The 26,480-nt window shown below is 72.1% G+C and carries 29 protein-coding genes; 13 read left to right on the top strand and 16 right to left on the bottom strand.

All coding sequences use genetic code 11. The features are described 5' to 3' along the window. Window positions 1-91 precede the first annotated feature (91 nt). On the top strand, window positions 92-340 hold the full coding sequence (locus AMK31_RS07885; RefSeq protein WP_073939671.1) for a hypothetical protein: 249 nt from the start codon (window positions 92-94) through the stop codon (window positions 338-340). 46 nt (window positions 341-386) lie between these two features. Here the strand turns inward: AMK31_RS07885 and AMK31_RS07880 are convergent, their stop codons facing one another. Continuing rightward, entirely contained in the window at window positions 387-1,127 is a 741-nt protein-coding gene (locus AMK31_RS07880; protein WP_073939670.1) for a VOC family protein, read from the bottom strand. A 128-nt stretch (window positions 1,128-1,255) separates the two neighbouring features. Here AMK31_RS07880 and AMK31_RS07875 point away from each other — a divergent pair, with 128 nt between their 5' ends. Both AMK31_RS07875 and AMK31_RS07870 read left to right on the top strand, forming a co-directional pair. Continuing rightward, complete coding sequence (locus AMK31_RS07875; RefSeq protein WP_073939669.1) at window positions 1,256-1,813, top strand: hypothetical protein; 558 nt, start codon at window positions 1,256-1,258, stop codon at window positions 1,811-1,813. 318 nt (window positions 1,814-2,131) lie between these two features. Continuing rightward, a complete protein-coding gene (locus AMK31_RS07870; RefSeq protein ID WP_107468550.1) occupies window positions 2,132-2,866 on the top strand; it encodes a hypothetical protein in 735 nt (244 codons plus the stop codon). 105 nt (window positions 2,867-2,971) lie between these two features. Here AMK31_RS07870 and dapA read toward each other — a convergent pair whose 3' ends face one another. Then, the gene (gene dapA, locus AMK31_RS07865; protein ID WP_073939668.1) at window positions 2,972-3,886 is read right to left on the bottom strand and encodes a 4-hydroxy-tetrahydrodipicolinate synthase; all 915 of its coding nucleotides are present in this window, start codon (window positions 3,884-3,886) and stop codon (window positions 2,972-2,974) included. A 71-nt stretch (window positions 3,887-3,957) separates the two neighbouring features. Between dapA and AMK31_RS07860 the strand changes: the two genes are divergently transcribed. The 4 genes from AMK31_RS07860 to AMK31_RS41400 all read left to right on the top strand — a co-directional run bounded on the left by AMK31_RS07860 (window position 3,958) and on the right by AMK31_RS41400 (window position 7,007). Continuing rightward, on the top strand, window positions 3,958-4,863 hold the full coding sequence (locus tag AMK31_RS07860) for a LysR family transcriptional regulator (RefSeq protein WP_073939667.1): 906 nt from the start codon (window positions 3,958-3,960) through the stop codon (window positions 4,861-4,863). A 154-nt stretch (window positions 4,864-5,017) separates the two neighbouring features. Next, complete coding sequence (locus tag AMK31_RS07855; protein ID WP_073939666.1) at window positions 5,018-5,842, top strand: hypothetical protein; 825 nt, start codon at window positions 5,018-5,020, stop codon at window positions 5,840-5,842. Window positions 5,843-6,061: 219 nt separating this feature from the next. Beyond that, entirely contained in the window at window positions 6,062-6,676 is a 615-nt protein-coding gene (locus tag AMK31_RS07850; RefSeq protein WP_073939665.1) for an RNA polymerase sigma factor, read from the top strand. Continuing rightward, a complete protein-coding gene (locus AMK31_RS41400) occupies window positions 6,666-7,007 on the top strand; it encodes a hypothetical protein (protein ID WP_241842576.1) in 342 nt (113 codons plus the stop codon). Before AMK31_RS07850 ends, AMK31_RS41400 begins: the two co-directional genes overlap by 11 nt. Before the next feature lie 68 nt (window positions 7,008-7,075). On the opposite strand, the gene AMK31_RS07840 is transcribed toward AMK31_RS41400, so the two are convergent. The 9 genes from AMK31_RS07840 to AMK31_RS07800 form a co-directional block, all read right to left on the bottom strand. Next, window positions 7,076-7,717, bottom strand: coding sequence for a response regulator (locus tag AMK31_RS07840; RefSeq protein WP_073939664.1), 642 nt, complete (start codon window positions 7,715-7,717; stop codon window positions 7,076-7,078). Further along, complete coding sequence (locus AMK31_RS07835; protein WP_073939663.1) at window positions 7,710-9,026, bottom strand: sensor histidine kinase; 1,317 nt, start codon at window positions 9,024-9,026, stop codon at window positions 7,710-7,712. Before AMK31_RS07835 ends, AMK31_RS07840 begins: the two co-directional genes overlap by 8 nt. A gap of 7 nt (window positions 9,027-9,033) precedes the next feature. Continuing rightward, window positions 9,034-9,810, bottom strand: coding sequence for an ABC transporter permease (locus AMK31_RS07830; RefSeq protein ID WP_073939662.1), 777 nt, complete (start codon window positions 9,808-9,810; stop codon window positions 9,034-9,036). After that, on the bottom strand, window positions 9,807-10,709 hold the full coding sequence (locus tag AMK31_RS07825) for an ABC transporter ATP-binding protein (protein WP_073939661.1): 903 nt from the start codon (window positions 10,707-10,709) through the stop codon (window positions 9,807-9,809). Before AMK31_RS07825 ends, AMK31_RS07830 begins: the two co-directional genes overlap by 4 nt. A gap of 539 nt (window positions 10,710-11,248) precedes the next feature. Beyond that, a complete protein-coding gene (locus tag AMK31_RS07820) occupies window positions 11,249-11,593 on the bottom strand; it encodes a hypothetical protein (protein ID WP_073939660.1) in 345 nt (114 codons plus the stop codon). Between the two features lie 69 nt (window positions 11,594-11,662). After that, window positions 11,663-12,607: a hypothetical protein gene (locus tag AMK31_RS40945; protein WP_073939659.1), complete on the bottom strand. Its 945-nt coding sequence runs from the start codon at window positions 12,605-12,607 to the stop codon at window positions 11,663-11,665. A gap of 232 nt (window positions 12,608-12,839) precedes the next feature. Then, entirely contained in the window at window positions 12,840-13,844 is a 1,005-nt protein-coding gene (locus AMK31_RS07810; protein WP_073939658.1) for a glycosyltransferase family 2 protein, read from the bottom strand. 152 nt (window positions 13,845-13,996) lie between these two features. Further along, a complete protein-coding gene (locus AMK31_RS07805; RefSeq protein WP_241842575.1) occupies window positions 13,997-14,425 on the bottom strand; it encodes a hypothetical protein in 429 nt (142 codons plus the stop codon). Window positions 14,426-14,586: 161 nt separating this feature from the next. Then, window positions 14,587-16,989 (bottom strand): glycosyltransferase, encoded by a 2,403-nt coding sequence (locus AMK31_RS07800; protein ID WP_073939657.1) that lies wholly within the window; start codon window positions 16,987-16,989, stop codon window positions 14,587-14,589. Between the two features lie 169 nt (window positions 16,990-17,158). Between AMK31_RS07800 and AMK31_RS07795 the strand changes: the two genes are divergently transcribed. The 3 genes from AMK31_RS07795 (at window position 17,159) to AMK31_RS07785 (ending at window position 19,191) form a co-directional block, all read left to right on the top strand. Then, window positions 17,159-17,380: a hypothetical protein gene (locus tag AMK31_RS07795; RefSeq protein WP_073939656.1), complete on the top strand. Its 222-nt coding sequence runs from the start codon at window positions 17,159-17,161 to the stop codon at window positions 17,378-17,380. 43 nt (window positions 17,381-17,423) lie between these two features. Then, entirely contained in the window at window positions 17,424-18,473 is a 1,050-nt protein-coding gene (locus AMK31_RS07790) for a hypothetical protein (protein ID WP_073939655.1), read from the top strand. A 190-nt stretch (window positions 18,474-18,663) separates the two neighbouring features. Next, on the top strand, window positions 18,664-19,191 hold the full coding sequence (locus tag AMK31_RS07785; protein WP_073939654.1) for a GtrA family protein: 528 nt from the start codon (window positions 18,664-18,666) through the stop codon (window positions 19,189-19,191). Window positions 19,192-19,264: 73 nt separating this feature from the next. On the opposite strand, the gene AMK31_RS07780 is transcribed toward AMK31_RS07785, so the two are convergent. Next, the gene (locus AMK31_RS07780) at window positions 19,265-19,951 is read right to left on the bottom strand and encodes an ABC transporter ATP-binding protein (RefSeq protein ID WP_073939653.1); all 687 of its coding nucleotides are present in this window, start codon (window positions 19,949-19,951) and stop codon (window positions 19,265-19,267) included. After that, on the bottom strand, window positions 19,948-21,036 hold the full coding sequence (locus tag AMK31_RS07775) for an ABC transporter permease (protein ID WP_073939652.1): 1,089 nt from the start codon (window positions 21,034-21,036) through the stop codon (window positions 19,948-19,950). The genes AMK31_RS07780 and AMK31_RS07775 overlap by 4 nt, the downstream gene beginning before the upstream one ends. Before the next feature lie 172 nt (window positions 21,037-21,208). Here AMK31_RS07775 and AMK31_RS07770 point away from each other — a divergent pair, with 172 nt between their 5' ends. Together AMK31_RS07770 and AMK31_RS07765 are read left to right on the top strand one after the other, a co-directional pair. After that, the gene (locus tag AMK31_RS07770; protein ID WP_073939651.1) at window positions 21,209-22,477 is read left to right on the top strand and encodes a sensor histidine kinase; all 1,269 of its coding nucleotides are present in this window, start codon (window positions 21,209-21,211) and stop codon (window positions 22,475-22,477) included. Beyond that, a complete protein-coding gene (locus tag AMK31_RS07765; protein ID WP_073939650.1) occupies window positions 22,474-23,109 on the top strand; it encodes a response regulator in 636 nt (211 codons plus the stop codon). The genes AMK31_RS07770 and AMK31_RS07765 overlap by 4 nt, the downstream gene beginning before the upstream one ends. An 83-nt stretch (window positions 23,110-23,192) precedes the next feature. Here AMK31_RS07765 and AMK31_RS07760 read toward each other — a convergent pair whose 3' ends face one another. Continuing rightward, a complete protein-coding gene (locus tag AMK31_RS07760) occupies window positions 23,193-24,239 on the bottom strand; it encodes a GlxA family transcriptional regulator (protein WP_241842574.1) in 1,047 nt (348 codons plus the stop codon). 138 nt (window positions 24,240-24,377) lie between these two features. On the opposite strand from AMK31_RS07760, the gene AMK31_RS07755 reads away from it, so the two are divergent. Continuing rightward, entirely contained in the window at window positions 24,378-25,208 is an 831-nt protein-coding gene (locus tag AMK31_RS07755) for a dienelactone hydrolase family protein (protein WP_073939649.1), read from the top strand. 85 nt (window positions 25,209-25,293) lie between these two features. Here the strand turns inward: AMK31_RS07755 and AMK31_RS40625 are convergent, their stop codons facing one another. Both AMK31_RS40625 and AMK31_RS07745 read right to left on the bottom strand, forming a co-directional pair. Then, entirely contained in the window at window positions 25,294-25,437 is a 144-nt protein-coding gene (locus tag AMK31_RS40625; RefSeq protein WP_158074528.1) for a hypothetical protein, read from the bottom strand. A gap of 452 nt (window positions 25,438-25,889) precedes the next feature. Then, window positions 25,890-26,432, bottom strand: a complete 543-nt coding sequence (locus AMK31_RS07745) for a GNAT family N-acetyltransferase (protein ID WP_073939647.1) — start codon at window positions 26,430-26,432, stop codon at window positions 25,890-25,892. Window positions 26,433-26,480 lie beyond the last annotated feature (48 nt).

The raw sequence follows: 26,480 nt of genomic DNA, 5'->3' as shown, positions 1-26,480 counted from the left end.
CTGGGGCGCCGCCTGCCGGGCCCTGGCGCTCACACTCACCTGCCACGGCGCTTCCCCTCGCCGGTGCAGCGGTCGCGCCAGGCCGGGGGGAGTGACGGTCACCGGCCTCGCGGCCGGCTTCCACGCCGTCGCCCACCTGCCCGCCGGTACCGACGAGCACCACGTCATCACCGCCGCCCGCGAAAGCCCGGTCGGCCTCTACGGCATGACCGGCTGCCGTGCCTCACACATCGACGCACCCGCCCAACTCGCCCTCGGCTTCGGCAACCTGGGCGAGCGGACCGTCACCGAAGGCATCGCGACGACCGGCAACCTGCTCACGGGCCGACCGCGGGGGTAGCGGCCGGGCGACGTCCGACGTGTCGGGGCGCCGCCAGGCCTCCCGGTCAGGACAGGGCGAGCACGCAGAACTCGTGGCCCTCCGGGTCGGCGAGCACCGTCCACGGGACGTCGCCCTGGCCGAGGTCGAGGTCGGTGGCGCCGAGGGCCCGCAGCCGGGCCACCTCCGCCTCCTTGTCGTCACCCGGGTAGGGCAGCAGGTCGAGATGGACGCGGTCCGGCACGGTCTTCAGGACGGGCGTACGGAGAAATTCGAGGTAGGGGCCGACACTCTTGGCGGAGCGCAGCACCGCGTGATCGTCGGTCACCTCGTACACGGCCCAGTCGATCGCCTCGCCCCAGAACCGGCCCATGGCGCGTGGATCCGCGCAGTCGACCACCACCCGGGCGATCGGCCCGGTGTCCCGGTACATGTCGCCAGGTTCCAGGACGCAGAACTCGTTGCCCTCCGGATCGGCGAGGACCGTCCACGGCACGTCGCCCTGGCCCACATCGGCGGGCGTCGCGCCGAGAGCCCGCACGCGCGCGATCAACTCCGCCCGATGGGCCGCAGAGGCCGTGGCGAGATCGAGGTGCAAACGGTTCTTGGTCGCCGTCTTGGCTTCCGGGACGGGGACGACGTCGATGCAGACGGCGACCGGGTCCGGCCATACGAGGCCGCCCGCGGGTCCGACGTAGGTGGTCACGCCGGGGCTGTAAGCATTCCAGCCGAGCGCCCCCGCCCAGAACCGGCCGACCGCAGGGGCATCCAGAGCCTTGATATTCACCTGAACAGGTCGCAGCGCCATGCCGACGATCCTCACGCCCGCTCCGCGCGGACCCCCGCGTCTTGGCCAAACAGAGATCAACTCGCTCACCGGCCGCAACGCTCGGCTCGCGTGTCGGTGCGGCCTGGCCTGGTGTGAGACTTCGGGGCATGACTTCCCCGAAACTCAGCGATCTGGACTACCTCCGGGAGATCGAACGCCTCGCCAACCACGTCAAGGCGCAAGCAGCGAGCGAAGGGTGGCTCTCGTACGGGGAGGACCCGGACGACGCGACACCCCTCCGACGCAGTGTGAACGCACTTGCTCGCGCCCTGCGCCACTACCACTTCGAAGGCGACGGCTGCCTGGAGGAGGACCGGCCTCTGGTCCGACTGGTCGGAGCCTCGGTGCTGAAGCCCGGAGCCATGCCGGCCGGGGTGGAGGAGGAGTACGAGGAGGTGTGCGCGCGCCTCGGCGTCGAACCGAGGCCCGATGGCTGGGCGCTGTGGAACACCTGGAGCGACGGGGAGCTGAAGGTGACCATGGTGGTGTCCGCCGTCGAGACGACCGAGGGACTGTTCCAGAACTGGTCACGCGGGAGGGCCCTCGATCCTGTGACACCGCTGCCGTCCCAGGTCGCCCTCGTCCGCCACGGCTGGATAGGCCCGATGACGTTCTCGCCCCGAGGCGTCAGCCGGTTGGGCCTTGACGGCCGGCCACTGTCCTAGGGGGTGTCTCGTCGATCATGCCGGGCTCGCGGCGCCTGGCACCGCGCCTCGCCGCGTTGTCGTCGGTCCCCGATTCCCCCAAGCTCTCGGCTCCGCTCGAGCAGGGGGGACCCCCATCGCATCGGCTCCCTCCTCCGCCTTGCGATGCACGGCACCAGACGCCGCTCCCTGATCCGGCATGATCGACGAGACGCCCCCTAGCTCCTGGCGGCAGGTGCCGGGCCTGGGCCGTTCGTGTGGTGGAATCTCCACCGGCAGGACGCACAGGGGGAGGGGATGGGCGACGCCATGAGGAGTGGGCAGGGCACCCCTACGCCTATGGCAGCCCCCGGGGCCCGTCCGCTGCTGACACGTGCCCTCACCAGGGAATCCCAGCGGGCCCGGCAGCTCCTGGCCACCGGCGAATGGCGGCCCGCCGCATCGGACGCCGAGGCGGCGGCGGCCGTCCTGGCCCGCCTCACCGCCCCGCTCCCGGCCCGGCGGGCCGCGACGGCGCGGACGTCGGCCACGGACCGGGACCGACGGCTCCAACGCATCCTGCGCACCACCCTGCACCACCTCGACGCGGGAGCCGTGAACCCGCCAACCGCTGCTCTGCTGGCGGCCGTCGCTCGCGCCCTCCTGCCCTGGCACACCCACCCGAACCCACCTGCCGCGGCGGCAGCCCCGAGATACGGGACCTCGCACAAGCCCCCGTTGCCGGACGGCATGGCGCTGCCGCCGACCGAAGCGGGCCAGGCCCTGCTCCCCGAGCTGATCGACCTGTTCACCGCCCTGGCCGGTCCCTGCCCGACCGGGACCGTCTCAATCACACCCCAGGCCGTTCCCTGGCAGGTCTCGTACGCGGGCAGGTTCCGTCGCCACGGCAGACCCGCCCCCGGAGTGTGGACGGCCGAGACCTTCGGCTGCCCGGCGTGCGGCGGTACGGCCGGTCCGTGGACGGTCACCTGCGACTGGCGCCTGATCACGCTGGGCTGCCCGTGCGGGGCAGTGACCCACGAGCACGGCCTCGCGTTCTCCGAGGTCTGGCTCCCCTTGGCGGAAGCGGACTGAGCGTCGTCGTCGGCCAGTACGGCGGCCAAGAACGCCAGGCAAGCCCCTGGACGTGGGCCACGCCACGACAACCCCAGTCGCCGGTGCTCCTCGCTCGGATGTCACTCACGCCGGGGCGCCGACGCGTTCACGGCTGTCGGCCAGGAGCGCCGCCCGGCGGACCGAACCGGGTGCGGCGGCCAGCAACGGCAGCCGGACCGCCGGGCTGGGAATGCGTCCCTGAGCGTGCAGCACACCCTTGATCACGGTCGGGTTCGGCTCGGCGAAGAGTGCGGCGGACAGGCGGGCCAGCTCGGCGCCGAGCCTGCGGGCGGGTGCGGCGGAGCCTCGATGCCACAGGGAGATCAGTTCGGCGTAGTCGGCGGTGCGGACGTTGGCCGAGGCGACGATTCCACCGTGGGCGCCCGCCGCGACGAGCGGTGAGAGCACGACGTCGTCCCCGCCGAGCACGGCGAACCCGGGCGCGGGGGAGTCGAGCAACTCCACGGTGGTCGCGTCGATCCCGCCGGTCGCGTGCTTGATGCCGACGATCCCCGGCAGGCGGCCGAGCGCGGCGATCGTGCCGGCGCTGAGGGTCTGCCCGGTGCGGTAGGGGATGTCGTACACGATCAGCGGCATGCCGCCGTGCTCGGCCAGCGCGGTGAAGTGCGCGAGTGTCCCGGCTTCCCCGGGCCGGACGTAGGGCGGCGCGGGAACCAGCGCCGCGGCGGCGACCCCGGTGGCCGCGAGTTCGCGCAGCGACTCGATGGCGGTGGCGGTGTCACTGGTGCCGACCCCCACGATCAGCGGGGCGCCGTGTGCTCGGCAGGCGGCCGAGTAGATGCGCACCACGGTCTGCTTCTCCTCCGCGGTCAACGAGGCGGATTCGGCGGTCGTGCCGAGAGCGACGAGCCCTGAGGCACCGGCCGACAGCGCCTCGTCGGCGAGCCGGGCCAGCGCGTCCGGGGCCAGGCTCAGGTCGTCGGTGAACGGGGTCACCAGGGGGACGTACAGGCCTTCGAAGATCGGGTTCGGCTTCATGCTCCAACCCTGACCCACACGGACCCGGTAGATCCATTTCTGATTTCTGCGTCCATGCGTAAGCTCAGCTTATGCTTGATGTCCGTCGTCTCTACCTGCTGCGCGAACTGGACCGGCGGGGCACGATCGCGGCCGTCGCCGAAGCGCTGACCTTCACCGCCTCCGCCGTCTCCCAGCAACTGGGCGTGCTGGAACGCGAGGCAGGCGTGGCCTTGCTGGAACGCAGCGGCCGGCGCGTGATGCTCACGCCGGCGGGCCGGTCCCTCGTCGCCCACGCCGACGCCGTGCTGCAACGCCTGGAGCTGGCGGTCGCCGAGCTCGCCGGCACGCGCGAGGGCATCGGCGGGCCGCTGCGCATCGGGACCTTCCCCTCCGCCGGGCACACCATCGTGCCGACCGCGCTGGCCGAACTGGCCCGACGCCATCCCGCACTGGAACCGATGGTGCAGGAGATCGACTCCGCCCGCGTCTCCGACGGCCTGCGAGCCGGGGAACTCGACGTCGCCCTCGTCCACGACTACGACTTCGTACCCGCGTCACCGGACCCCTCGGTGGACGAAGTGCCCCTGCTGGACGAGCCGATGTACCTCGTCACCGACACGGAGACCAAGCCGTCCAGCCGCGGCGGCACCCTCGCGGAACTGCTCGGACCCTGCGCCGAGGTCCCGTGGATCACCGCGCGGGACGGCACGACCGGTCACGCGATGGCCGTACGCGCCTGCCAGGCTGCCGGTTTCCAGCCGAGAATCCGCCATCAGGTCAACGATTTCCGCACCGTGCTGGCCCTGGCCGCCACCGGGCAAGGGGCCGGACTCGTACCGGAGACGGCCACTGCGCAAAGCCCCCCAGGCGTGGTGCTGACCGAGCTGCCGTTGTTCCGCCGCTCGAAGGTCGCCTTCCGCGCGGGCGGCGGCAGTCATCCGGCGATCGCCGCATTCGTGGCGGCGGCAAGAGCGGCGGTCGGGCTGCGTGATTGACTCCACCAGGTCGTCGTGAACGCGGATCGCCCTCCCGGCGCGCGAGCGCTGGAGCCGGACGACGCGTGCTGCCGCGTGTTGTGGAGCGCCGGTGGCGGTCCCCGGCAGGCGAACCCCCTCGGCTCCCCCCCGACAGGGGCGGTACTTTGCCGCCATGTGCATCTCGACAGGTGAGGCCGCGTTTTCCGGCACGATCGTGTACTGCGGACGGCAGGACCACCCCGTGCACGGTCTCATCCACGTGCTGGGCTACCAGAACACCGCGGCCAACCTGGCGGACGGCCCGAACGCCATGCTCCTGCACCTGCCCACCAGGCAGCTCACTCCAAGGCACTTCCTCCCCACCGGACGCGCCGGCGACGTCCTGCGGCGCATGGTCGCCGCCGTCGAACCCGTCGCCGCCGGAGCCGACGACATCGCGTGGATGAGTGCGGAACCGCAGCCCGTCCAGGTCTTCGACCACGACGTCTACACGGTGCTCCTCGCCGCCGACCCCACCGCGATTCCCGCCGCGCTGTGGCAGGTGCCGCCCCACCGGCGCCCGAACGTCGACCCGGACCTCCTGCGCTTCTACGCTGACCACTTCCCCGACCACACCATCGCGTTGTGCTGCTTCGACAACGCCGACGCGCGACAGGCCAAGCCCCTGCTGCTGTGGTACCCGCCCCTCGACCCCGACCGCCTGACGGTGCCGGCCCTGGACAGCCACACCGGAGGGCCACCGGATCTCGGCACGGCCGTGCCGGTGGACCACTGGGTCCTGCTCTCCACCGACCAGGCCCCTGCCGGCTGGGGCGCACCCGTCGACTACCCCGGCGGCATGCGCCACAGCCTGCGCGCGTTCCTCCCCGCCGAGGTCGTGGGCCGGTACTACGGCCGAGGGCAGACCCTGCCCAACGGAGACTTCACCATCAGCCACCGCGACCTGCTCGCCGGCGACCTGGACCGCGTGGAACGCTCGCAGCCGACGCCCCGCTGAGGCCGCGTGATCGCCGGACCGTCGGGCGAGTGCCGGCCCGCGGAAACCGGGGTGAATCCTTTCGTGCCCACCGTGCCTCTCATAGGCGTGCGGACGACCGCGTCCGCCCCACACCCCAACGGGAGGACATCATGACCGCCGTCGTCATCGCCGTGGCGGCCGCCGCGCTGCTGCTGTGCGCGTGCACCGTCACGCTGCTGCGTCGCAGGAGGCGTCAGCGTGGCTGACCACTCCTGGCCCGGCGCGACCCTGGTCACCGCGGCGCAACGAGGCGACGTCGAGGCGCTCACCGCGCTGGTGTACGACTCCTATCCGCATGTGCACCGGTTCGCGCACACACTGTGCGCCACACCTCAGGACGCGGAGGACGCCGCGCAGGAAGCGCTGATCATCCTCTACCGCAAGATCGGCATGCTGCGCGCCTCCGGGGCGCTGGCGTCGTGGATGTTCCGCATCGTCCGCAACGAGTGCCTGCGCCGCACCCGCGCCCTGCTCCACCGCCGACCGGCCGAACAGCCCGGCCCGCTCGGCACGCCCGGCCCGCTCGAAGCGTTCGGCGGCACCGCGCCGTCCGCCGAGGAGGACGTCCTGCTGCGCCTGGAAGCCGAACGCGTCGCGGCCGCCGTCGCCGCCCTGCCCGACGACCAGCGGCAGGTGCTGGTCATGCGGGACATCCAGGGCCTGCCCGGCCGCACCGTCGCCGACCGGCTCGGGCTGAGCACCGCCGCGATGAAGTCCCGCCTGCACCGGGCGCGTTCGGCGGTACGCGAAGAACTGCGCGAAGAACTGCGCGAAGAACCGGCCGGAACAAGGGGAACCGACCATGACACCTGATCCGACCACGACGACACACCCCGCCACGCCCCGTTCCACACCCAACACCCCCGGCACACGCGACGCGTCGCCGCGTGGCGGTTTCGCCAGCGCCACCGTCCCGCGCCATCTGGCCCGCGGCGCCGTCGGGTTCGGCGCGCTCGCCGGGGCCCTGGCCCTGCTGCCGGTCACCGGGCCGGTGAGCCTGCTGCTCGCCCCGGTCGGCCTGATCGCGCTGCGCGGCTGCCCGATGTGCTGGGCGATCGGCCTCGTGGAGACCGTCTCGGCCGGGCGGCTGCGCCGGTCCTGCACGAACGGGAGGTGCGAACTGACCCACGCCACCAGGTCGTAGAGCCCGGCGCCGAAGCGACCTCGTGCCGTGGTTCACCGGGGGTGACACGTCGCACGAGCCGCCTCGGATCAGCCGAGGACGCCCCGGTCGTAGCCCACGGCCACCGCGGCCGCCCGGTCCTTCACACCCAACTTGGCGTACAGGTGGGTGAGATGGGTCTTGACCGTGGCCTCGCTGATGAAGAGTTCGCGGGCTATCTCGCGGTTGGGGGTGCCCTTGGCGACCAGTTCCAGTACCTCGCGCTCGCGGGCCGACAACGTGTCGGCCACGGGCGCGGCCGGGCGGCGGACGGCGGAGACGAGACGGGAGGCGACCGCGGGCGACAGCACGGCGCGCCCCTCGGCGGCGGCGCGGACCGCCGCGAACAGCTCCTCGCGGGGCGCGTCCTTGAGCAGATAACCGGTCGCGCCGGCCTCGATCGCGGGGATCGTGTCGGAGTCCGTGTCGTACGTCGTGAGGACGAGGACCTTGGCGCGGGCACCGCGCCGGGTGAGTTCGGCGATGGCCTCCACCCCGCTCCCGGCCGGCATGCGCAGGTCCATGAGGACGACGTCCGGGTCGAGGCGCAGGGCGAGTTCGACGCCCTCCACGCCGCCCGCGGCCTCACCGAGGACGTCGAAGCCGGGGGCGGTGGCGAACATTCCGCGCAGACCGTCCCGTACGACGGGGTGGTCGTCGACGATCAGCAGGGTGATGGTGTGGTCAGTCATGGCGCACCAACGGTACGCGAGCGCTGATCGCGGTGCCCTGGCCGGCCTCGGACTCCACGGCGACGGTGCCCGCGATGCGTTCGGCGCGGGCGCGCATCCCGTGCAGGCCGAAACCCCTGGTGCCGGTGCGCGGCGGCACGGTGCCGGGATCGAAGCCGCGCCCGTCGTCACGTATGTCCAGGGTGACCTCGTCGCCCATGTAGGAGAGGGTGACGCCCGCCCGGGTCGCGTCGGCGTGCTTCGCCGCGTTGGTCAGGGCTTCCTGGGCGATCCGCAGCAGGGTGGCCGCGACCTCCTCGTGCAGGGGCTCCTCGGTGCCGGTGACGGTGAACCGGGCGGTGACACCGGTGCGTTCGGACCACTCGTCGACGGTCCTTCGCAGTGCCTCGGGCAGGGTGGCGTGCTCCAAGGCGGCCGGGGAGAGGTTCTGCACGGAACGCCGGGCCTCGCCCAGGGACTGCCGGGCCAGCGCCTGCGCGCGGCCCAGGTGGGCGCGGGCCAGGTCCGGGTCGGTGGCGGAGGCCACCACCTGGAGCTGGGCGATGATGCCGGTCAGGCCCTGGGCGATGGTGTCGTGGATCTCGGCGGCGAGGCGGCGCCGCTCGTCGGCCACGCCCGCCTCACGTGCCTGGACGACGAGCTGGGCGTGCAGGGCGGCGTTCTCGGCGAGCGCCTTCTCCAGCGCGGCGATGGTCTCGGCCCGCTCCTTGACCTTCTCGGCCTCCTTGGTCTCCAGGTGGCTCATGACGATGACCAGCACCGTGTTCACGAGGAACAGTGCGCCGAACGCCACCCAGTTCATCACCGAGGCGGGCGGCAGGCCGCCGGACTGGGAGCCGGCCATGGTGACGGCGGTGACCACCAGTCCGGCCCGGGCGGCGCGTGGCGGCAGCAGACGCCCCGCTTCGAAGTAGCCGAGGCAGGCGTAGATCGCGAAGAACGGGTTGAGCCAGGTGAGCGCGAAAGCGAGAGCGGTGCGGAGCAGGAAGTAGACGTATCCGGCGGTCGAGCGCTCGGGCAGTACGCGCACGCCCACGTCCGCCGTGTCGCAGGTGGGCTCCGTGCGAGGGGCGTCGTGGTCCGCGGACCGGTCCGGTGTGCCGTCCGTCGCCAGCAGCCGTGGCACGGCACGGGTCCACCACCCCTGGAGGGCCAGTGCGGCGACGACCATCGCCGCGGCGACGTACATCTCCCGGCGGGTCATCACCGCGTCGGCGGCCGCGGCGCTGATCAGGATGGCGAGGCCCAGCAGGGCGTAAGGGCCGTAGCGGAAGAACTGCGCCCAGCGCTCCTCGACCGTCGTCGTCATGCCTGCCCTACTCCCATGTGAACCAGCGTCCGGCCGCCGCCGTCAGCAGCACCGCCCACAGCGCCGTGACCCCCAGGTGGCCCCAGCCGGGCCAGTCTCCCGCGGCGGCCGCGTCCAGGGCCTGCGCGGCGGCACCGAGAGGAGTGAGGTCCACGATGCGCTGGAGGGCGTCGGGCATGGCCGAGACGGGCAGCCAGACACCGGAGGTGAACATCGCCGGAAAGAACACCGCCGACCCTACCGCCTGGGTGATCTTGGTCGTACGGCTCACAGCCGAGACCGTGCCGCCGAGTGCCAGGGCGGCGAGGGCCGCGAGCACGAACGCCACCAGGTAGCCGGCGAGATGGCGGGGCAGGGCCACGTCGAACACGATCCGGCCCACCGCGAGGGCGACCGCCGCGGAGACCACCACGGCGGCGCCGTGCAGCACGATCTGCGCGCCGACGAGGGCGCCCGGCCGCACCGGGGTGGTCGACATGCGGCGCAGGATGCCGCGTTCGCGATAGCCGGTCAGCACCGGCGGCATGGACTGGATCCCGGCCGTGATCATGGCGAGCAGCACGGCGATCGGGACGTACAGGTCGACGACCCGCAGGCCGTCCAGATCGGCCGAGGGCTTCCGGAAGGACGGGATGGCACCCAGCACGCACAACAGGAGCGTGGGGAAGGCGAGGATCCAGAACAGGGCGGCGGGCTCCCGCAGGAACAGCCGCGCCTCGGACCTGAGGACGGCGGCGGCACTGCCCTTGACGGCGGCCGGGCGGGTGTCGGTGAGGGTGGTCATCTGTCCAGTCCCGTCAGGTCGAGGTAGGCGTCGTCCAGAGTGGCCTCCGTGATGCGGAGGTGATGAGCGGTGACGCCCTGCCCGGCGAGCAGCGAGAGCAGGGCATCGACGGTCTCGTCGGTGCCGTCGATCACGATCCGGCCGTCCTGCTCCGTCACGGCCGCGACCGCGGGCAGACCCGCCAACAGGCGGGTGTCCAGCGGGTCGGAGGGACGGAAGGAGACCGTCGTACTCCGCGTGCTCCGCCCGATCAGCCCGGCCGGGGTGTCGAGTGCCGTGACCCGGCCCTGGTCGATCAGGGCGATCCGGTCGCAGAGGCGCTGCGCCTCCTCCATGAAATGCGTGACCAGCAGCACGGTGACACCGCTGTCACGCACATCCTCGATGAGCTGCCAGGTGTCGCGCCGGGCGCGCGGGTCGAGCCCGGTGGTCAGTTCGTCCAGCACCACGACGCGGGGGCTGCCGATCAGGGCCAGCGCGATGAACAGGCGCTGCTTCTGACCGCCGGACAGCTTCGCGAAGCGGGTGCGCAGCTGCTCGGCGAGGCCCAGGCGCTCGGCCAGCGCACGCCAGTCGGCGGGGTCCGGGTAGCAGGCTGCGTACAGTTCGAGCGCCTCCCGCACGGTGATCTTCGGCTGCAGCTCGCTCTCCTGGAGCTGCGCGCCGAGGATGCGGGTGAGGGCGTCACGGTCGGCCACGGGGTCGTGGCCGGCGACGCGGACGACCCCGCCGTCCGGCCGTCGCAGCCCTTCCACGCACTCGACCGTGGTCGTCTTGCCGGCGCCGTTTGGGCCGAGGATCCCGAAGACCTCCCCCTCCTCGACGTCGAAGGACACACCGTCGACGGCCGTCCTGCCCCCGTAGGCCTTCCGCAGGCCGCTGACTTGGATGATTGCCATGCGCAAAAGCGTCCCGCCGCGGGGCACTTCCGGACATCGGCCATCGCGCTCGAAGCGGCATCATCCGATCGGTTGATGGCGGGGTACGACCACGGCGGCCCGGGCGACCGACCGGACCGCCCAGGGGCCGACACCTGCCGACGGAAGCAAGGACACGGTGCTGTGGCCGGCTCGGGGACCGACCACAGCACCGCCTCGGCCGGGGACGGCCAGGAGGAGGGCCGCGACCAGCACGGAATGCGCCTTGCCGGATCTCCGGCCCGCATGCGGAGCCAGACGGGTGATCTCCGCAGCGGGGACTCGGCTCGGTCACCCGGTGAAGCGACAGGGCGCTACACGCACATCTCCGTCAGCTCTGCGCCGTCGACGGCGAGCCCTGCCGGGACGGCCTCGTCGACGGCCCGAACCAGCCGCTCTCCGCCTTGCGAACGGGAGCCGCAGACCGGCGGGGCCGGGCGTGGCTGCGGTACATGGCCGCACCTTAGCCAGAACTTCCGCCGGACCAGTGAGGCGGTCCGCGCCGCACCCCGCATCCGGGGTCAGCCTGTTTCCAGAGCGCGCGCCCGCTCCTCCAAGCTGGTGGCGATGCCGTCCCAGTCCGGGCCGTGCATCCACAGGTTCCGCGCAGCCTCCCGCATCAGTGCCGGCTCGTCCGGTCGCTGCAAGAGCACCAAGCGATACGCCAGATTCCGGACCCACACCGGCAAGCGCCCGTCCACCACATGCGGGCAGAGCTCACGCAGCATGGCGAGGATCGCATCGGCGTCGGCGAACGTCAGCTCCTCGACGAAGTAGTGCTCCCGGTGTTCGAGCCCGCACTCCGGCGTGGGCCGGTACTCGTCTCCGTAGAGGCACCGGGCATGCTCCGTCAGGGTGCTGTGCATGCGTAGCAGCCTACGACGCCGGCATCTGGGCTCGGGTTGGCGTGTGCGGATCAGGGGGGCATGGCTCACTCACGCCGACCTTTGCTGGGTTCGTTCGATGATCTGGAAGTGGAAGTCGCGGTCGCCCTTGTTGCCCCTGTCGTCGCCGGTCCAGAACTCGACCTCCTGCGGGGTGGCCTTGACGACGTGGACGTTGTCGAGCAGCCGCCAGGCGCGGCCGGCGATCGTCGCGGTGGCGGTGGGTGTCGTGGTGAAGGGCTGGCGGAGCTGGATGGTGTAGATGCCCGGGGTGAGCCGCTGGACGACGAAGTCGCTGTTGTCGCCCTCCACCGTGCCGTTGGCGCGGACACTGCCGTGGACGATCCGCACCGCCGGCGCGTCGGTATCCCGCCTCAGCTTCTCGCTCAGTTCCTGTTTCAGCTGCTCAGTGAGTTGTCGGCCGAGCTCCTGCCTCAGTTGCTCACCGAGCTGCTGGCCGAGCTCCTGTTTCAGTTGCTCACCGAGCTGCCGGCCCAGTTCCTGCTTCAGCTGCGACGACAGCTCTGGATCCGGAGCCGGTGTCGCCTCTTGAGGGGCGGAGGCGCCCCGGCGACGCAGGTGCAGGACGGTGCCGCGCATCTCCTCTAACCAGGTCCGGTGTTCGGGGCCGGTGCCCTCGAGGGCAGGGCAGTCGTAGACGCGGCCGTCCGGCCCGGGGTTGACGGTGACGAGGACGTGGTCCAGGCACCAGGCCGGCTCGTGACCGTCCTCTCCCATGCGCAGGTAGACGGGGTGGTGGTCGAGGTCGGCCGTCTCCAGGACCGGGCTGAGGCGGGGATCGTTGTGCTCGGGATTGAGTACGTTGGTGCCGTCACCGAAGACGAAATCCTTCTTCGCGCCACGGGCGAAGTCCCCGTCTCCCGTGGCCAGGCGGAACTCCCTTCCGGCGATGCCGAGATAGACCCGGGACTGTGTGCCGGCGTACTCCACGTCGGCGGTGGCGACCTGGGCGACGATCTTGGTGATGGCTGTCATGGCTCGGTGCCCCCCTGTCTGCGTCCATCAGTAGCGCGCCCGTCAGAGGCACTAGGGGAGCCTTCCGAGGCGGAACGATCCGCCATGCCTCGCGGTGGCCCGGGTCATCCCGGGGTGGGTTGGTACGCGGCACGCGTTCGAGGGGCGTTCCGAGCGAGGGCGGGCGCCGGTGCGCGACCTGGAGCTGATGGGGCTCCAGGCTCCGCGCCGCAGACAAGGCGAACGGCGGGGTTCACACGGAGGAGACCGTCGGGGCGGGCTCGTCGTCCGGTGCGGACGGTGCCGACGGGGCCGAGGGTGCGGATGCTGCCGACGGTGCGGGGCTGTCACCCCGAGCTGCCAGCGCCTGCTCCAGCCGCCGGATGTGGTAGTACTGCACCCGCGTCGTGCGCTGGAGCGCCATGACGGCGGACAGGAACTGGTCCATCTCGGCAGCCCGGGTGAGGATGTCGTCGGGGACGTTCTCGTCCCGCAGACAGGCCTCCGCGTCCTGGGAGAGCACGGCGTGCGCCCAGCCCCGGGTGACCGGCTTGAACAGGTCCGGGTGGTTGGCCACGATGCGGGCCCGGATGGCGAGGTCGTTCTCGGCGGCTTCCAGGTGCAGCCCGGTGTCCTTGTTGCGCGCCCCGAACAGCGGCTCATGGATGTGGTGCGCGTCGAAGCCGTGCTCGACGCACCCGACCCAGAAGTCCCAGTCCTCCCCGGCCCGCATGGCCTCGTCGTACCCGCCGACGGCCTGCCACGCCTCACGGCGGTACAGCGAGCAGTAGAACATGATCAGTCGCTGGAGCAGCAGCTCTCTGCTGTAGGCGGGCAGGGGCATCGCCTGCGGGGGCAGGTCGTCGTCGGTGAAGGTGAAGACGTCGGTCGAGGCGATGGCGATGCCGGGGTTCTCGTCGAGCACCGCGACGGTCTTCTCCAGCATCGTCGGCGCGATCACGTCGTCGGCGTCCAGCGGCAGGATGTAACGGCCGGCCGCGGCCTCGATGCCGGTGTTGCGCGCGGCGGACACCCCGGCATTGGCCTGTCGCAGCAGCCTGATGACGCGGTCCGGGTGGCGGGCGATCAGCTCCTCGGCCACCTTCACGGTGTCGTCGGTGCTGCCGTCGTCGACGATGACGAGTTCCCAGGCGCGGAACGTCTGGGCGACGACGCTGGACACCGCCTCGGGCAGGTAACGGGCGTAGTTGTGGCAGGGGATGACAACCGAGACCACAGGGTCGGATCCGTGGGACATGCGTCGTCTTTCGCGTCGGACGGAAGGGGAGCGGGAGGGAGAGGGGGGATCGACAACGGGGGAGGGGAGGGCGGGGTTCCACCGCGGTGGGCGCGACGCCCCCCCCCGGCCCTGTAGAAGGGCTACGTCGCGGTGGACCCGCCGATCACGGGTCAGCTGAGGCGCACCTCACGCCCACGGGCGTAGTCCTCTTCACGGCTGTGGCCCCAGCCGTCGTGACCGTGCTCCTGGTGCTGGCCGTAGTCACAGACGGTGATGTTGCCGACCGGGGTGCAGCAGACGCTGTAGTCGGTGATCGTCACGTTGCCCACCGGCGTGCAGCAGTGGCCGTAGTCGGTGATGGTCACGTTGCCCACGGGGGTGCAGCAGTGGCCGTAGTCGGTGACGGTGACGTTTCCGATGGGCGTGCAGGGGTGGCCCTCGCCGGAGGAGAGGGTGACGTCGTCGCCTATCGCCTGTCCCTGCCGTGCGTAGGACGCGGACGCCGATGCGTCCGTGCCGAGGGCGGCCGCGTAGGCCGCCTCGGCGGAGCTGAGCAGTCCGGCGGTCGCGAGTGCGGCGGGCAGGGCCAGGGATGACATGACACGGGCTTTCACGGTGGAGCCTTTCGTGTGCGAATGGGGGATGCCCTCCACCGCTGGTGGTCTCCGTCGCGGAGGCGGGCAGTAGCGCCACCGTAGGTTTCCGCCACGCCGGGTGCCGAGATGATTACTCCATGCGAGGGAGGTGTGCCCCATGGAGGTCACGGCGACGGCGCCATGACCGCCGTCTTCGCCTGATCCGCCGCGTGGTGCGGATGCAGCACCTCCAGGTCGGGCAGACCCCAGCAGGCAGTGCCCATGTCGCGTGCCATCGCGGCCAGGCCCTCGGTCTCGATGAGCTGCCGGTACGGGAAGGCCGGGAAGACCAGGCCGTCGCGATGCAGGTCGGCCCGCACCAACAGCGCCGTGCCCCCGACCGAGTCGACGCGGACGAGCCCCTTCCCCCGCAACTCGTCGAGATACGTCCGGCCGAACCCGCGCGGAGGCTGGAGGATGCCGTCGCGCAGCCACTGCGACCAGTTGAGCGTGCCGGCCCGGGGATGCAGCACGAAGGTGTTGAGGTCGTACGTCGGCCCGCCGGCCGTCGTGGCGCAGTGCGGGACGACGATGTCCTTGCGTGCCCCGAGAAGGCGTTGGACGAGATCCGGCGGGCAGCCGGTGACGTCGACGTCGAGCCACAGCACCCACTCCTCGTCGGCGAGGGCCCGGGAGAGCAGGTGGTTGCGCGCCCTGGCCAGCACCGACCGGCGCCGCCGCTGGATGCCGGGCTCCCACCGCGGCCCGTCCAACCGCAGGCCGAAGTCCCGGTGGACGAGCGTCACCCGCCGGTACTCCGCCTCCAGGGCGGGCAGCAGCTCGCGCAGCAGATCCTCGGTCGCGTCCGTGCTGTCGCCCTCCAGCAGGCCCAGGGAGATCGCCTCGCGCGGGTAGTCCAGGCTGCGGAGGTTCTCCACATAGCCCGGCAGGAACGCCGCCGCGTCCTTCAGCGGGGTGAGCACCAGCACCGAGGGGCGCTCGCTCGCCGGGCCCGGGGCGGGTTCGAGGACCGGCCGCGGATCGCGCTCCGAGGTCCGGGCGGCGGGGCCGGTCTCCGCGTGGGTGATGTCGTCCGGCGCGATCGGCAGCCGGGTCGCCATGGCCAGCAACCGCTCGGCGTAGGCGGCGGGTTCGGACCAGACCTCGGTCGCGACCTCGAAGTGCTCCGCGAAATGGGCTTCGTCGAAGGTGTTCCCGCCGTGACACACGTACGTGTACAGCTCGGGGGCGTCGATGGACACCACCCGGCAGCCGCGGACCACCTCCTCCGCCACCGGCGTGTCCTCGCCCCGCCGGAGCGCCGGGTAGCGAGGGAGGCGGTCCTTGGCGCACACCATGGACCCTTCCCACACCCGCGCGCAGGAGATGGCGAGCTTGTGCCGGGCGGGCCACCACAGCCGTTCCCGGGCGAGGAAACAGGCGTCGGCGCCGAGCGCCAGGATCGCCGCCATCTGCGTCTCGATCCGCTCCGGGTCGTACAGGTCGTCGTCGTCCCACTGGCACACGTACGGCCCGCCGGCCCGGGCCACCGCCTCGTTGCGCAGTTCGCCCAACGGCCGCCCCTCCGCGGGCAACCGGTGATGGCGGATCCGCGGGTCGCCCAGCTCGCGGATGTGCTGCTCCAGGGTGTCGTCCGCGCCGTCCTCCACGACGACCAGTTCCAGTTGGGAGTAGGTCTGCGCACGGAAGCACGCGATCGCGCGGCGCGCCGTCGACGAGCGGTCCTTCGTCACCATCAGGCACGACACCGTCGGCGCGGGCGCCCCCGCGGCCCAGCGGCGCCGCTGCGCGTCCAGGTCGAGCAGGCCGTCCGCGACCGGATGCCGCTCCTGGCTCGCCCAGAACGGGACCCGTCTGCCGGCCGACGTCCGCGCGCTCCCCGGCGTGTTCGCCACCCAGCTGCCCGACCAGTGGTGCACGGCGTACGCCTGCGCGTAGTCGGCTTCCTGAGGGCCGAACAGCTCCCGCGCGTACGGGCTCACCTCGGGATACAGCACCTCCGGGCCGAGAACCGTGACCGACGAGGGCTCCGGGGCGCGGTCGACCGCCCGGGTGAGGAAGAAGGGGCCGGTGACGTCCAGAGCGCCGGACATCCGGTGCGCGCCGACCAACTGCCGGTGCACATGGGCCCAGAAGGGATGGCCCGGCCGGGACGCGATGAACGCGTTGCCGACGATGCGGTCGAGGCCGCGTTGACGGGCCAGCAGCAGCCGGGTGTGTGATTCGGGCTCACAGCCGAGGACGAGTTCTCGGCCGTCGAGGAGCGAGTCGACCGGTCTCAGGCACTCGAAGTCCAGATCCACGTAGAGCCCGCCGAAATGGTCGAGCAGGAAGTAGCGGATCGCGTCGGCCCGCATGATCGGTTCCGGGTAGCCGTCGTAGATCGGCAGGAACCACGGATAGTGCTCCTGGAGGAAGGCGCGATTGTCCGAGTCGGTCCACAGCCGGTATCCCCAGCCGGGGTGATGCAGACGCCACGAGTCCACCCACTCCTGCCAGTGGTCCGGTACGTCAGCGTCTTTCCAGGTCTGGTGGATCAGGGCGGGAATCTTGTTCGGCGTCCGCATTCGGACAGTATGTCGATCGGCTCGGCCGGGAGGACGTCCGAGCGGAACCGGCGGCGGAACATTCACCCGGGCGGACTCGGGTGGACTCGGGTGGGCCCGGACCGGCCCCCCTTGGCCCCCGAGAACGGTCGTCCCATCACCACTGGCAAGATCGGGACATGGGCTGAACATGGTGGTTGGTGTACTCGCCGATGGCGAGGCCGATGCCGATACCGGTGGCTCCGAGGACGACTACACCCGGAGGGTCCGCGCGCACTTCGCTGCGATCGGTGACCTGCTGGAGCGTGCCGGAGCGCTCGGGCTGCCCGAAGACCTCGATCCGCACTCCGAAGAGGTCTTCGAAGCCACCGACGCCGAGGAGCCGGTCACGCGTTCACCTGACGTGCGGTGATCTCCGCCCGCGATTGTCAGACCCTGCTGGCAGCATCACCGCCATGAACGCCATCCGTACCACCCCGCCGAGGCCGGTCGACGTGACCGCGCTCTTCCCTCAACTGGCCCCGCTGGCACGCACGGCGACCCGGCTGCACCCTCGGCCCGGGTCCCCGACCGTGCACGACAGCTCCGTCGGCGGCCCGCTGCTGTGGCCCGCCGACGAGCCGTGGCCGTACTGCGACGAGCCGCACGACAGACACGCGGCGTCGGTGACGCACTCCCCGGACGACATCCGGCTCCTCCGCCGCAGCCGCGCGGAAGCGGCCGAGCGGCTGCGCCTCGACCCCGAGGCGCCCGAGTGGACCGCGGAGGAACTGGAGGCCTTGGAGCGGTTCAATGCGGGCCGCCCGTGGTTCGACGGCCCGATCCCCCTGCTGCCCGTGGCCCAGCTGTACGCCCGCGACATACCCTTCCCCTGCCCGTCCGGAGCGGACCTCCTCCAGGTCCTGTGGTGTCCCTTCGACCACGCGGAACACCCCCACCCCCGCACCGCGCTCTTCTGGCGCTCCGCCGCCACCGTCACCGACGTCCTCGACGCACCGCCCGAGCCGCCGATCGTGCAGGACGGCTACTACCTCCCGGAGCCGTGCCTGTTCTCACCGGAGCAGGTCACCGAATTCCCCGATCCCCGGGAGCTGGACGAGGAACTGCGCGATCAGCTGGACGACATGAGCCGCTGGGAGACGGTCGACCCCTCGCTGTACAGCTCGTACGCCGACGAACCGCAGGAGCTGTACCTGAACAACCTCTGCCACGCCCGCGGCTGGAAGACCGGCGGCTGGATCCACTGGGTGGTCACCGACCCCGTCGACCTCCCCTGCCCCCAGTGCGGCACCCAGGCGGTCCCGCTCCTCACCATCGCCTCCTCGGAATGGGACTCCGGCAGTGTGACCTGGATCCCCGAGGAGGAACGGAAGGCCCCGTTCACGGATCCCTGGCGCCAGCCGGACGGCCACTTCACCGAGATCGACATCGCCGGCGGCAACAACCTCCAGCTTCACGTCTGCCCGGCCGACCCGTCGCACCCCCACATCGAAAAGGTCCACTGAGCCCTCGCCGAAGTCCTACGCGCCGACCGCTTCGTTGACGTAGCGCCATCGATGGCATCAGTGGTGCCATATTTGACTCACGCTGGTGCCATGAATGTGCCATCATGGTGTCACTGGTGCACCGCTCGCCTCCCATGCCGGGACGAGTGCGTGTGTTTCTCGGGGTGAGCGATCAATAGGGGTGGGTCGAATGAGGGAGACAGTGCAGAGCCGGCAGCCGGCGGCGCCCGGCGCGTTCACCGCCTTCGCCCGCTTCGTGCTCTGCGGCGGCGGGGTGGGGCTCGCCTCCAGCTTCGCCGTGGTGGCTCTCGCCTCCTGGATGCCCTGGGGCCTGGCCAACGCCCTGATAACCGTTGTCTCCACACTCCTGGCCACCGAGCTGCACGCGCGCTTCACCTTCGGCGCGGGCGGGCGCGCGACCTGGCGCCAGCATTCGCAGTCGGCCGGATCCGCGGCGGCCGGGTACGCGGTGACCTGCCTGGCGATGTTCGTCCTGCAGCAGCTCATGGCGGCGCCCGGTGCGATGCTCGAGCAGATCGTCTACCTGTCCGCCTCCGCACTCGCCGGTGTCGCGCGGTTCGCAGTGCTGCGCCTGGTCGTCTTCGCACGCAGCCGCTCGCAGGCCGCTGCCGTCGTCCGCACCGCCCGCCCCGTGCCCGCACCCGGGGTCCGCGCCGCCGCCACGGCAGACCCGGCGGTGCTCTGCCGGGCTGCCTGACCGTTCCGCCGGGGCATCTGCTCACGGAGCGTCAACTGCCCTGCCCGCGTGTCCGATCTCCCTGCCGGCCGGTTCAGGTCGTCACGGCGGCCGGGACGGTGAGCCTTCCGTCGTGAACCTCGGCGATCTGATCGGCGGCGGTGAGGTGAGTGCGGTCGTGGGTGACCAGGACGGTGGCGGTGGCCTGCTGGTGGGTGAGGCGGGTGATCAGGTCGATGACGGCGGCGCCGCGTTCGTGGTCGAGGGCGCTGGTGGGTTCGTCGACCAGCAGGACGGTGGGGTCGTTCATCAGGGCGCGGGCGATGTTGACGCGTTGGCGCTGGCCGCCGGAGAGCTGGTGGGGCCGGCGGTCGGCCTGGTCGGCCAGAGCGACCGCGTCCAGGAGTTCCAGGGCCCGGTCGCGGGCGGCGCGCGGCTTTCGGCCGTCGATCTGGGCCATGACCTGGAGCTGTTCGACCGCGGTGAGCGAGGCGATGAGGTTGGGCTGCTGGAAGACGATGCCGATCTTGTGGCGACGCAGGTCGGTGAGCTCGGCGCGGCTCAGGCCGGTGGTGCGGGTGCCGTCGATGGTGACGGTGCCGGCGTCGGGGGTGATCAGGGTCGCGGCGACGGCGAGCAGGCTGGACTTGCCGGAGCCGGAGGGACCGACCACGGCGGTCAGGCTGCCCTTGGGGACCTCCAGACCGACCTGGTCGAGAGCGGTCAGGCGGGTGTCGCCGTCGGGGTAGGTGAGGGTGATGCCGGACAGGTGCAAGCTCATCGTGCGCTCCCCAGGGCGGTCAGCGGGTCGACGGAAGTGATGCGGCGGATGGACAGCGCGGCCCCCAGCGCGCCGAGGAGGATCGTCACGGCGGCCGGGAGCAGGACGGTTGCCGGAGTGAGGAGGAACGGTACGGCGGAGCCGGCCACGACGGCTCCCAGGGCGGCGGCGACGCCGGTGCCGAGCAGGGTGCCGCCGACGAGGAGGACGACCGCCTGGCCCAGCGCGTCCTTGAGCAGGCTGGCGGTGGAGGCGCCGAGCGCCTTGAGGACGGCGACGTCACCGCTGCGCTGGATGGTCCAGACGGTGAAGAAGGCCCCGATGACGAGGGCGGAGATGGCGAACAGGAAGCCGCGCATCAGCTGCAGGGAGCCGTTCTCGGAGGAGTAGGAGCCGATCGCGGCCAGCGAGTCGCCGGTGGACACCGTCCTCGTACCGGCCTGCCTGTCGATGGCCGCCGTATCGGCCTCGGAATCGGTGTTCAGGGCGATGACGGTGGCGGCCGCGCCGTCACCGGAGCCGGTGGGCGCCGCCGTCCTCTGCCAGGTGTCCAGGCTGGTCCAGATCACCGGGGTGTGGCTGAAGAAGGCATCGCCCCGCACGGCGGCCGCTTCCAGCCGCTGCCCGGCCAGGGTGAGCACGTCGCCGGCCTCGACGCCGAGGGCGTCGGCGGCCTCGGTGGACAGCACCACCGACTCGTCGTCGATCTTTCCGCTCGCCGGGGCGATGGACGAGCCGGGCTCGACACCGAACACGGAGACGGCGGCGCTCCTGTCCCCGGCGGTGGCCTTGGTCGTGGTGATCCCCAGCGGTTCCGCGCTCTCGACGTCCGGAGCCTCGGACCACTGCCGCCACTGCCGCTCGGTGACGGCGGAGTCGGAGTACGACACGTCCTGCCCGCCGGCGGGAGCCTGGAAAGCGATCTTGTCGGCGGGCAGAGACGTGATCGCGGACGTGTTCTGCCGGCCCAGACCGGCCGTCAGCCCGGACAGCAGTCCGACCAGCAGGGTGATCAGTGCGATCACGGTCCCCATCAGGGCGAAGCGCCCCTTGGCGAACCTCAGGTCTCTCCAGGCGACGAACACGGCGTTGGCCCGTCCTTTCCGGCGGTCGAAGCGGTAGGACTCCACCGTCGCCGCCGCGCCCCGGCGCGCGCGTCTGGCACAGGACGGCACTTCACGGGCCGGAAGACGGCACCTGGGTTCTAACTTTCGATGGAGGCGCGCGGGAGTCTGCCTCCGTAGCCTGGAAGGCACTGTGAACACCGCCGCCCCCGCCCTGACCCCCACCACCCGGGCCCTGACCTGGTGCCTGCACCTGCTGGTCCTCGGCCTGCTCGCCCTGGCCGCCGCCCGGGCCCTGACCGCGGGCCGACCGCATGCCGGGGTGATCGTCGCCGTGGCCGCGGCGTGCGGACTGGTGTATGCCGCCGGACCGCTCCTGCCCCGCGTCCGCTCCTCCCGGCCCGCCGCCGCCTGGTGGCTGGCCGCCGTGGGCGCGGTGTGGCTGGTACTGCTGGCCCTGACCCCCGACGCCGTATGGGTGGCCTTCCCGCTGTACTTCCTCCAGCTCCACCTGCTGCCCCGCCGCGCCGGACTGGCCGCGGTGGCCGCCACCGAGGCGGCGGCCATCACCGGATTCGCCGCCCACCAGCACGCCTTCAGCCCCGCCATGGCCATCGGCCCGGCGCTCGGCGCCGCCGTCGCGGTCGCGGTGGTGTGGGGCTACCAGGCCCTGTACCGGGAGAGCGAACACCGCCGCAGGCTGATCGACGAACTCACCGCCACCCGCGCCGACCTGGCCACCGCCCAGCACACCGCCGGGGTGCTGGCCGAACGGGAACGCCTGGCCCGCGAGATCCACGACACCCTCGCCCAGGGCCTGTCCAGCATCCAGTTGCTGCTGCGCGCCGCCGAACGAGCTCTGCCCCGCACACCGGAGAACGCGGCCCGCTACGTCGACCAGGCACGGCAAGCCGCCGTCGACAACCTCGCCGAGGCCCGCCGCTTCGTCGCCGCCCTCACCCCGCCCGCCCTCGAAGGCACCACCCTGGCCGGCGCCCTGGAACGCCTGTGCGCCACCACCTCCGCCCGGCACCGGCTCACCGCACGCTTCCACCTCACCGGCGAGCCCGTACCGCTCGCCACCGCGCACGAGGTCGCGCTGCTGCGCATCGCCCAGTCCGCCCTGGCGAACACCGCCCGCCACGCCGAGGCCACCACCGCCGAGGTCACGCTCAGCTACCTCGGTGACCACATCGCCCTCGACGTCGTCGACGACGGACGCGGCTTCGACCCCGCCCGCCTGCCCACCCCCGACCCCGAGGCCGGCGGGTTCGGGCTGGCCGCGATGCGCGCCCGCGCCCACGCGCTCGGAGGCACCCTCACCGTCGAATCCGTCCCCGGCCACGGCACCGCCCTGGCCGCCCGGATACCGCTCACCCCGCCCGCCGAGACCGAGCCGACCAAGCCCGCCGATTCCGAGCCCGCCGATTCCGAGACCACCGAGCCCAAGGCCCGCCCGTGACCGACACCCCCATCCGCCTGCTTCTCGCCGACGACCACCCCGTCGTACGGGCCGGGCTGCGCGCCGTACTGGAAACCGAGCCCGGCCTCGTCATCGTCGCCGAAGCCGCCACCGCCGAGGACGCCGTCGCCCGTGCCGCCGAGGGCGGCATCGACGTCGTCCTCATGGACCTCCAGTTCGGCAAGGGCATGGGCGGCGCCGAAGCCACCGCCCGGATCACCGCCCGCCCGGACGCCCCCCGCGTGCTGATCGTCACCACCTACGACACCGACGCCGACACCCTCCCCGCCATCGAGGCCGGCGCCACCGGCTACCTCCTCAAAGACGCCCCGCCCGAAGACCTGGCCGCCGCCGTACGCACCGCCGCGGCCGGCCGCACCACCCTCGCACCCACCGTCGCGGACCGGCTGATGAACCGGCTGCGCGCCCCCGGCACCGCCCTGACCCGGCGCGAGACGGAGGTTCTCGCCCTGGTCGCCGAGGGTCTGTCCAACCAGGCCGTCGGCGACCGTCTCCACCTGACCGAAGGAACGGTCAAGTCCCACCTGGCCCGCGTCTACGCCAAGCTCGACGTCGACTCCCGCACCGCCGCCGTCGCCACGGCCACCGAACTCGGCCTGATCCGCCGCTGACCGGCACTCACCCCCCGGCGCCCCATCGCTCGGTCCCGGCAGCTCTCCGGGAACGGCGACGGTCGGCTTCAGCGGCCGGCCCGTCAGGCGCCGCCGTCCGGGGCGGACCCCCGGGCCGTGCGGCGGAAGGCGGCCCGGTAGGCGCTCGGACGGTGGCCGGTGTGGCGGGCGAAGAGCGCGGCGAAGGTACCGGGGTCCTGGTAGCCGACGGCCGCGGCGACGGCGGCCACGGTGCGGTCGGTGGTCTCCAGAAGATGGCGGGCGCGGCGGACCCGGGAGGCCTGCAGATGGGCCAGCGGGCTGCGTCCGGTCTCCTCGGCGAAGCGGCGCAGCAGCGTCCGGGTGCTGACCCGGAAGGCGTCCGCGAGCGCGGCGAGGTCGTACCGCTCGGCGAGGTTCTGGTCGAGCCGCCGCATGACCCGCTGGGAGAACTCCCGGCCGGGCTGCGGCAGGAGCCGCGGGTCGACGTACGGGGTCTGGGAGGTCCGCGCGTCGTCGACGAGCGTCAGCCGTGCGGTGGTGCGGGCCACCCGGGCACCGTCGTGCCGGCGGATCAGGTCCAGCGCGAAGTCGTACATGGCGCTGAACGCGGCCGTGGTCGTCACGCCTTTGTCGGTGACGACCAGGTACTCGGGCCGTACGTCGGCGTCCGGGCAGCGCCTGGCCAGTTCGCCGGCGTGCAGCCACGAGGTGGTGGCCCGGCGCCCGTCGAGGAGCCCGGCCTCGCCGAGCAGGAACGCGCCGACGCAGAGGGAGACGAGGGCGGTCCCGGCGGCGGCCTGAGCGCGGATCGCCGCGATCTCCGGGCCGAGCCGGGCGAGCCGCGCGTCGAGGTCTGTGCCCGGGCGCAGTTCGAAACCGGGGACCACGAGGACGTCGACCTCGTGCAAGGGACGCACGTCCAGACTCGCGCCGCCCGAGGCGATGACCCGGCGACGAGGCGACACGACCGACACCCGGTAACCGGGCGCGTCGGGTCCGGCGACATGCCTGGCCATCGTCAGCAGGTCGGGGACGCCGAACACTTCGGACGCGAAGCAGCCCGAGTACGCCAGTACCCCGACCCGCAGCGCACCCGGCCCGCGGCCCGGCCCCGCACCTTCGTCGGCCGGCCGCGTCTCCTCCGCCACCGCTCCCGCACCCCCTGTGTCCCGGCCCGGTGTCCCCGACGGCGTACCGGTTCGCCCCCGCACGTGTGGCGAGATTACCCCTGACCTCGGCGATCCCGCCCCTCCCTCGGAAGCCGGCCCTGGCACCAGGCTGGCCCCATGAGCGACAACGATCCGATCACCGACTTCACCCGCCGGAACGTGGCCGTGGACGGGGTGGAGAAGACGGTGTACGTGGCCGGGGCCGGGCCCGCGGTCGTGGTGATGCCCGAGATGCCGGGCATCAGCCCCGACGTCCTGCGGCTCGCGCGCTGGGTGCGGGACGCGGGCTTCACCGTCCATGTGCCCTCCCTGTTCGGGACGGACGGCGCCTTCCCCACGGTCGAAGGCGGCCGGGAGGTCGTCCGCCGCGCCTGTGTCAGCGCCGAGTTCCGCGCCTTCGCCGGGGGCGGCACCAGCCCGGTGACGGTCTGGCTGCGCGGCCTGGCGCGCCAGGCCCACGCCGCGTGCGGCGGGCCGGGGGTGGGCGCGATCGGCCTCTGCTTCACCGGCAACTTCGCCCTCACCATGGCCCTGGAACCGGCCGTGATCGCCCCGGTGGTCAACCATCCGTCGCTGCCGCTCGACGACCCCGGCGGACTCGAACTCGACGCGGCGGACGCGCGCGCGGTGCGCGACCGGCTCCACCGCGACGGACTCACCGTCCTCGCCTACCGCTTCGAGGGCGACCGCTGGTGCACGGGACAGCGCTTCGCCGCCTACCGCGCGCTGCTCGGCGACGCCTTCGACGGACGCGTCCTCCCCGACAGCGCCGCCAACCCGGCCCCACCACCCTTCTTCGCCGACCTGGTCGGCACCCCGCACAGCGTCGTCACCGCCCACCTCGTCGACGAGACCGGCCACCCCACACTCCGGGCCCGCGACGAAATCCTCACCTTCCTCACCGACCGCCTCCACCGGCATGGGGACCGACCACTGCCCGCCACCTGACCGGGCCCACGGCAGTTTCCGAAGCTGCCGGAGCGGTCCCTGACACGCTTCGTCGCCGGCGGCGAAGCGGGCGATCCGTGCATGCTCACATCACAGGGCGGTTGGAGGAGGCGTACTCATCGGCGATGGTGAAGACGCTGGCACAGCGCGGGCATTTCGCTTGGCCGAAGAGATACGTGATCCCGTCGGCGAGCGCGTCCTGTCCGTCCCGGACGGCGGTCTCGTGCATCCATCGACCAGTGCCGGAGAGGCTGTCGGGAGACGCCGGCCGTAGGTCACGCCGGTCCACGTCGCCCAGGTGCCAGTGTCCACGATCGCGTCGGCGCACTCGGTCAGAAGGTCGTTGCAGCAGTGACTTCCTGCCGCGCGCCGCATGATCGTCCCGGCGAGTCCACGTGCCCGCGCGCTCCGGGAGGCGAGGCTGACCAGGCGCGGCAGGGCGGCGAAACTGGCGGGGAACACCAAGTCATGTTCGAGGACCAGCCGGTACCCAAGCTCATCCCACGCTTCGGCGTCGTCCTCGCGCTCGACCCGCTCCAAGAGCTCGGGGACTCGATCGACGTCCCCGAAGCAGTCGTACATCTGCGCCCACTTCACCACCTGAGCATTCAACCGTCCCTGAGGCGGCCGGCCCGTGCCGGGCTGGGTGCGTGGCGTCCGCGCTGACCGTCGGCCGGCGGCCTAGGCCTTCGATTCCGGCTTCCAGTCCTGGGCGAGGAGCCCGAGGATGACCTCATCCAGGAACTCGCCCAACACCCAGGCCGAGGAGCGCAGTACGCCCTCGCGGACGAAGCCGTTGCGCTCGGCGGAGCGCAGCATCGCGGCGTTGTCCGACAGCGTCTCGATCTGCAGCCGCTGCAGGCCGCGCACGACGAAACCGTAGTGGCACAGCACCGCGACCACGTCGGTGCCGTAGCCCTTGCCGCGGCAGGACGGCCGCAGCCCCAGCCCGATGTGCGCGGACCGGTTGTGGTTGTCGATGCCCCACAGCGTCGCCGTGCCGACCAGGGTGTCGCCCTCCAGCTCCACCACGGAGAACGCGACGCTTCCCTGCTGATTGTCGTCCACCACGAGCCGCGGATCGTTCGAGCCGGGCTTGATCGGCCGCCACGGCCCGCTTTCGGCTCGCGAGGCGTTGACCACGTCGTCGTAGAGCTCGGTCCGCAGGATCGGGATGTCGTCCTCGTGCCGGGCTCTGAGCCCGACCGTGCTGCCCTTTAGCATGTGAGCTTCCTATCCGACCGGGCCGGCAGGCGGCAAACCAATAAAAGA

Origin of the sequence: Streptomyces sp. TSRI0107 (genome assembly GCF_001905845.1) — a bacterium.
Taxonomy (GTDB): Bacteria; Actinomycetota; Actinomycetes; order Streptomycetales; family Streptomycetaceae; genus Streptomyces.
This window is presented reverse-complemented; position numbering and strand designations above follow the sequence as displayed.

Bases quoted from the DNA above. Each gene is read 5' to 3' on its own strand.
- AMK31_RS07880 (WP_073939670.1), bottom strand. From the start codon at position 1,127: ATGGCGCTGCGACCTGTTCAGGTGAATATCAAGGCTCTGGATGCCCCT.
- AMK31_RS07875 (WP_073939669.1), top strand. From the start codon at position 1,256: ATGACTTCCCCGAAACTCAGCGATCTGGACTACCTCCGGGAGATCGAA.
- AMK31_RS07870 (WP_107468550.1), top strand. From the start codon at position 2,132: ATGGCAGCCCCCGGGGCCCGTCCGCTGCTGACACGTGCCCTCACCAGG.
- dapA (WP_073939668.1), bottom strand. From the start codon at position 3,886: ATGAAGCCGAACCCGATCTTCGAAGGCCTGTACGTCCCCCTGGTGACC.
- AMK31_RS07860 (WP_073939667.1), top strand. From the start codon at position 3,958: ATGCTTGATGTCCGTCGTCTCTACCTGCTGCGCGAACTGGACCGGCGG.
- AMK31_RS07855 (WP_073939666.1), top strand. From the start codon at position 5,018: ATGTGCATCTCGACAGGTGAGGCCGCGTTTTCCGGCACGATCGTGTAC.
- AMK31_RS41400 (WP_241842576.1), top strand. From the start codon at position 6,666: ATGACACCTGATCCGACCACGACGACACACCCCGCCACGCCCCGTTCC.
- AMK31_RS07840 (WP_073939664.1), bottom strand. From the start codon at position 7,717: ATGACTGACCACACCATCACCCTGCTGATCGTCGACGACCACCCCGTC.
- AMK31_RS07835 (WP_073939663.1), bottom strand. From the start codon at position 9,026: ATGACGACGACGGTCGAGGAGCGCTGGGCGCAGTTCTTCCGCTACGGC.
- AMK31_RS07830 (WP_073939662.1), bottom strand. From the start codon at position 9,810: ATGACCACCCTCACCGACACCCGCCCGGCCGCCGTCAAGGGCAGTGCC.
- AMK31_RS07825 (WP_073939661.1), bottom strand. From the start codon at position 10,709: ATGGCAATCATCCAAGTCAGCGGCCTGCGGAAGGCCTACGGGGGCAGG.
- AMK31_RS07820 (WP_073939660.1), bottom strand. From the start codon at position 11,593: ATGCACAGCACCCTGACGGAGCATGCCCGGTGCCTCTACGGAGACGAG.
- AMK31_RS40945 (WP_073939659.1), bottom strand. From the start codon at position 12,607: ATGACAGCCATCACCAAGATCGTCGCCCAGGTCGCCACCGCCGACGTG.
- AMK31_RS07810 (WP_073939658.1), bottom strand. From the start codon at position 13,844: ATGTCCCACGGATCCGACCCTGTGGTCTCGGTTGTCATCCCCTGCCAC.
- AMK31_RS07805 (WP_241842575.1), bottom strand. From the start codon at position 14,425: ATGTCATCCCTGGCCCTGCCCGCCGCACTCGCGACCGCCGGACTGCTC.
- AMK31_RS07800 (WP_073939657.1), bottom strand. From the start codon at position 16,989: ATGCGGACGCCGAACAAGATTCCCGCCCTGATCCACCAGACCTGGAAA.
- AMK31_RS07795 (WP_073939656.1), top strand. From the start codon at position 17,159: ATGGTGGTTGGTGTACTCGCCGATGGCGAGGCCGATGCCGATACCGGT.
- AMK31_RS07790 (WP_073939655.1), top strand. From the start codon at position 17,424: ATGAACGCCATCCGTACCACCCCGCCGAGGCCGGTCGACGTGACCGCG.
- AMK31_RS07785 (WP_073939654.1), top strand. From the start codon at position 18,664: ATGAGGGAGACAGTGCAGAGCCGGCAGCCGGCGGCGCCCGGCGCGTTC.
- AMK31_RS07780 (WP_073939653.1), bottom strand. From the start codon at position 19,951: ATGAGCTTGCACCTGTCCGGCATCACCCTCACCTACCCCGACGGCGAC.
- AMK31_RS07755 (WP_073939649.1), top strand. From the start codon at position 24,378: ATGAGCGACAACGATCCGATCACCGACTTCACCCGCCGGAACGTGGCC.
- AMK31_RS40625 (WP_158074528.1), bottom strand. From the start codon at position 25,437: ATGCACGAGACCGCCGTCCGGGACGGACAGGACGCGCTCGCCGACGGG.
- AMK31_RS07745 (WP_073939647.1), bottom strand. From the start codon at position 26,432: ATGCTAAAGGGCAGCACGGTCGGGCTCAGAGCCCGGCACGAGGACGAC.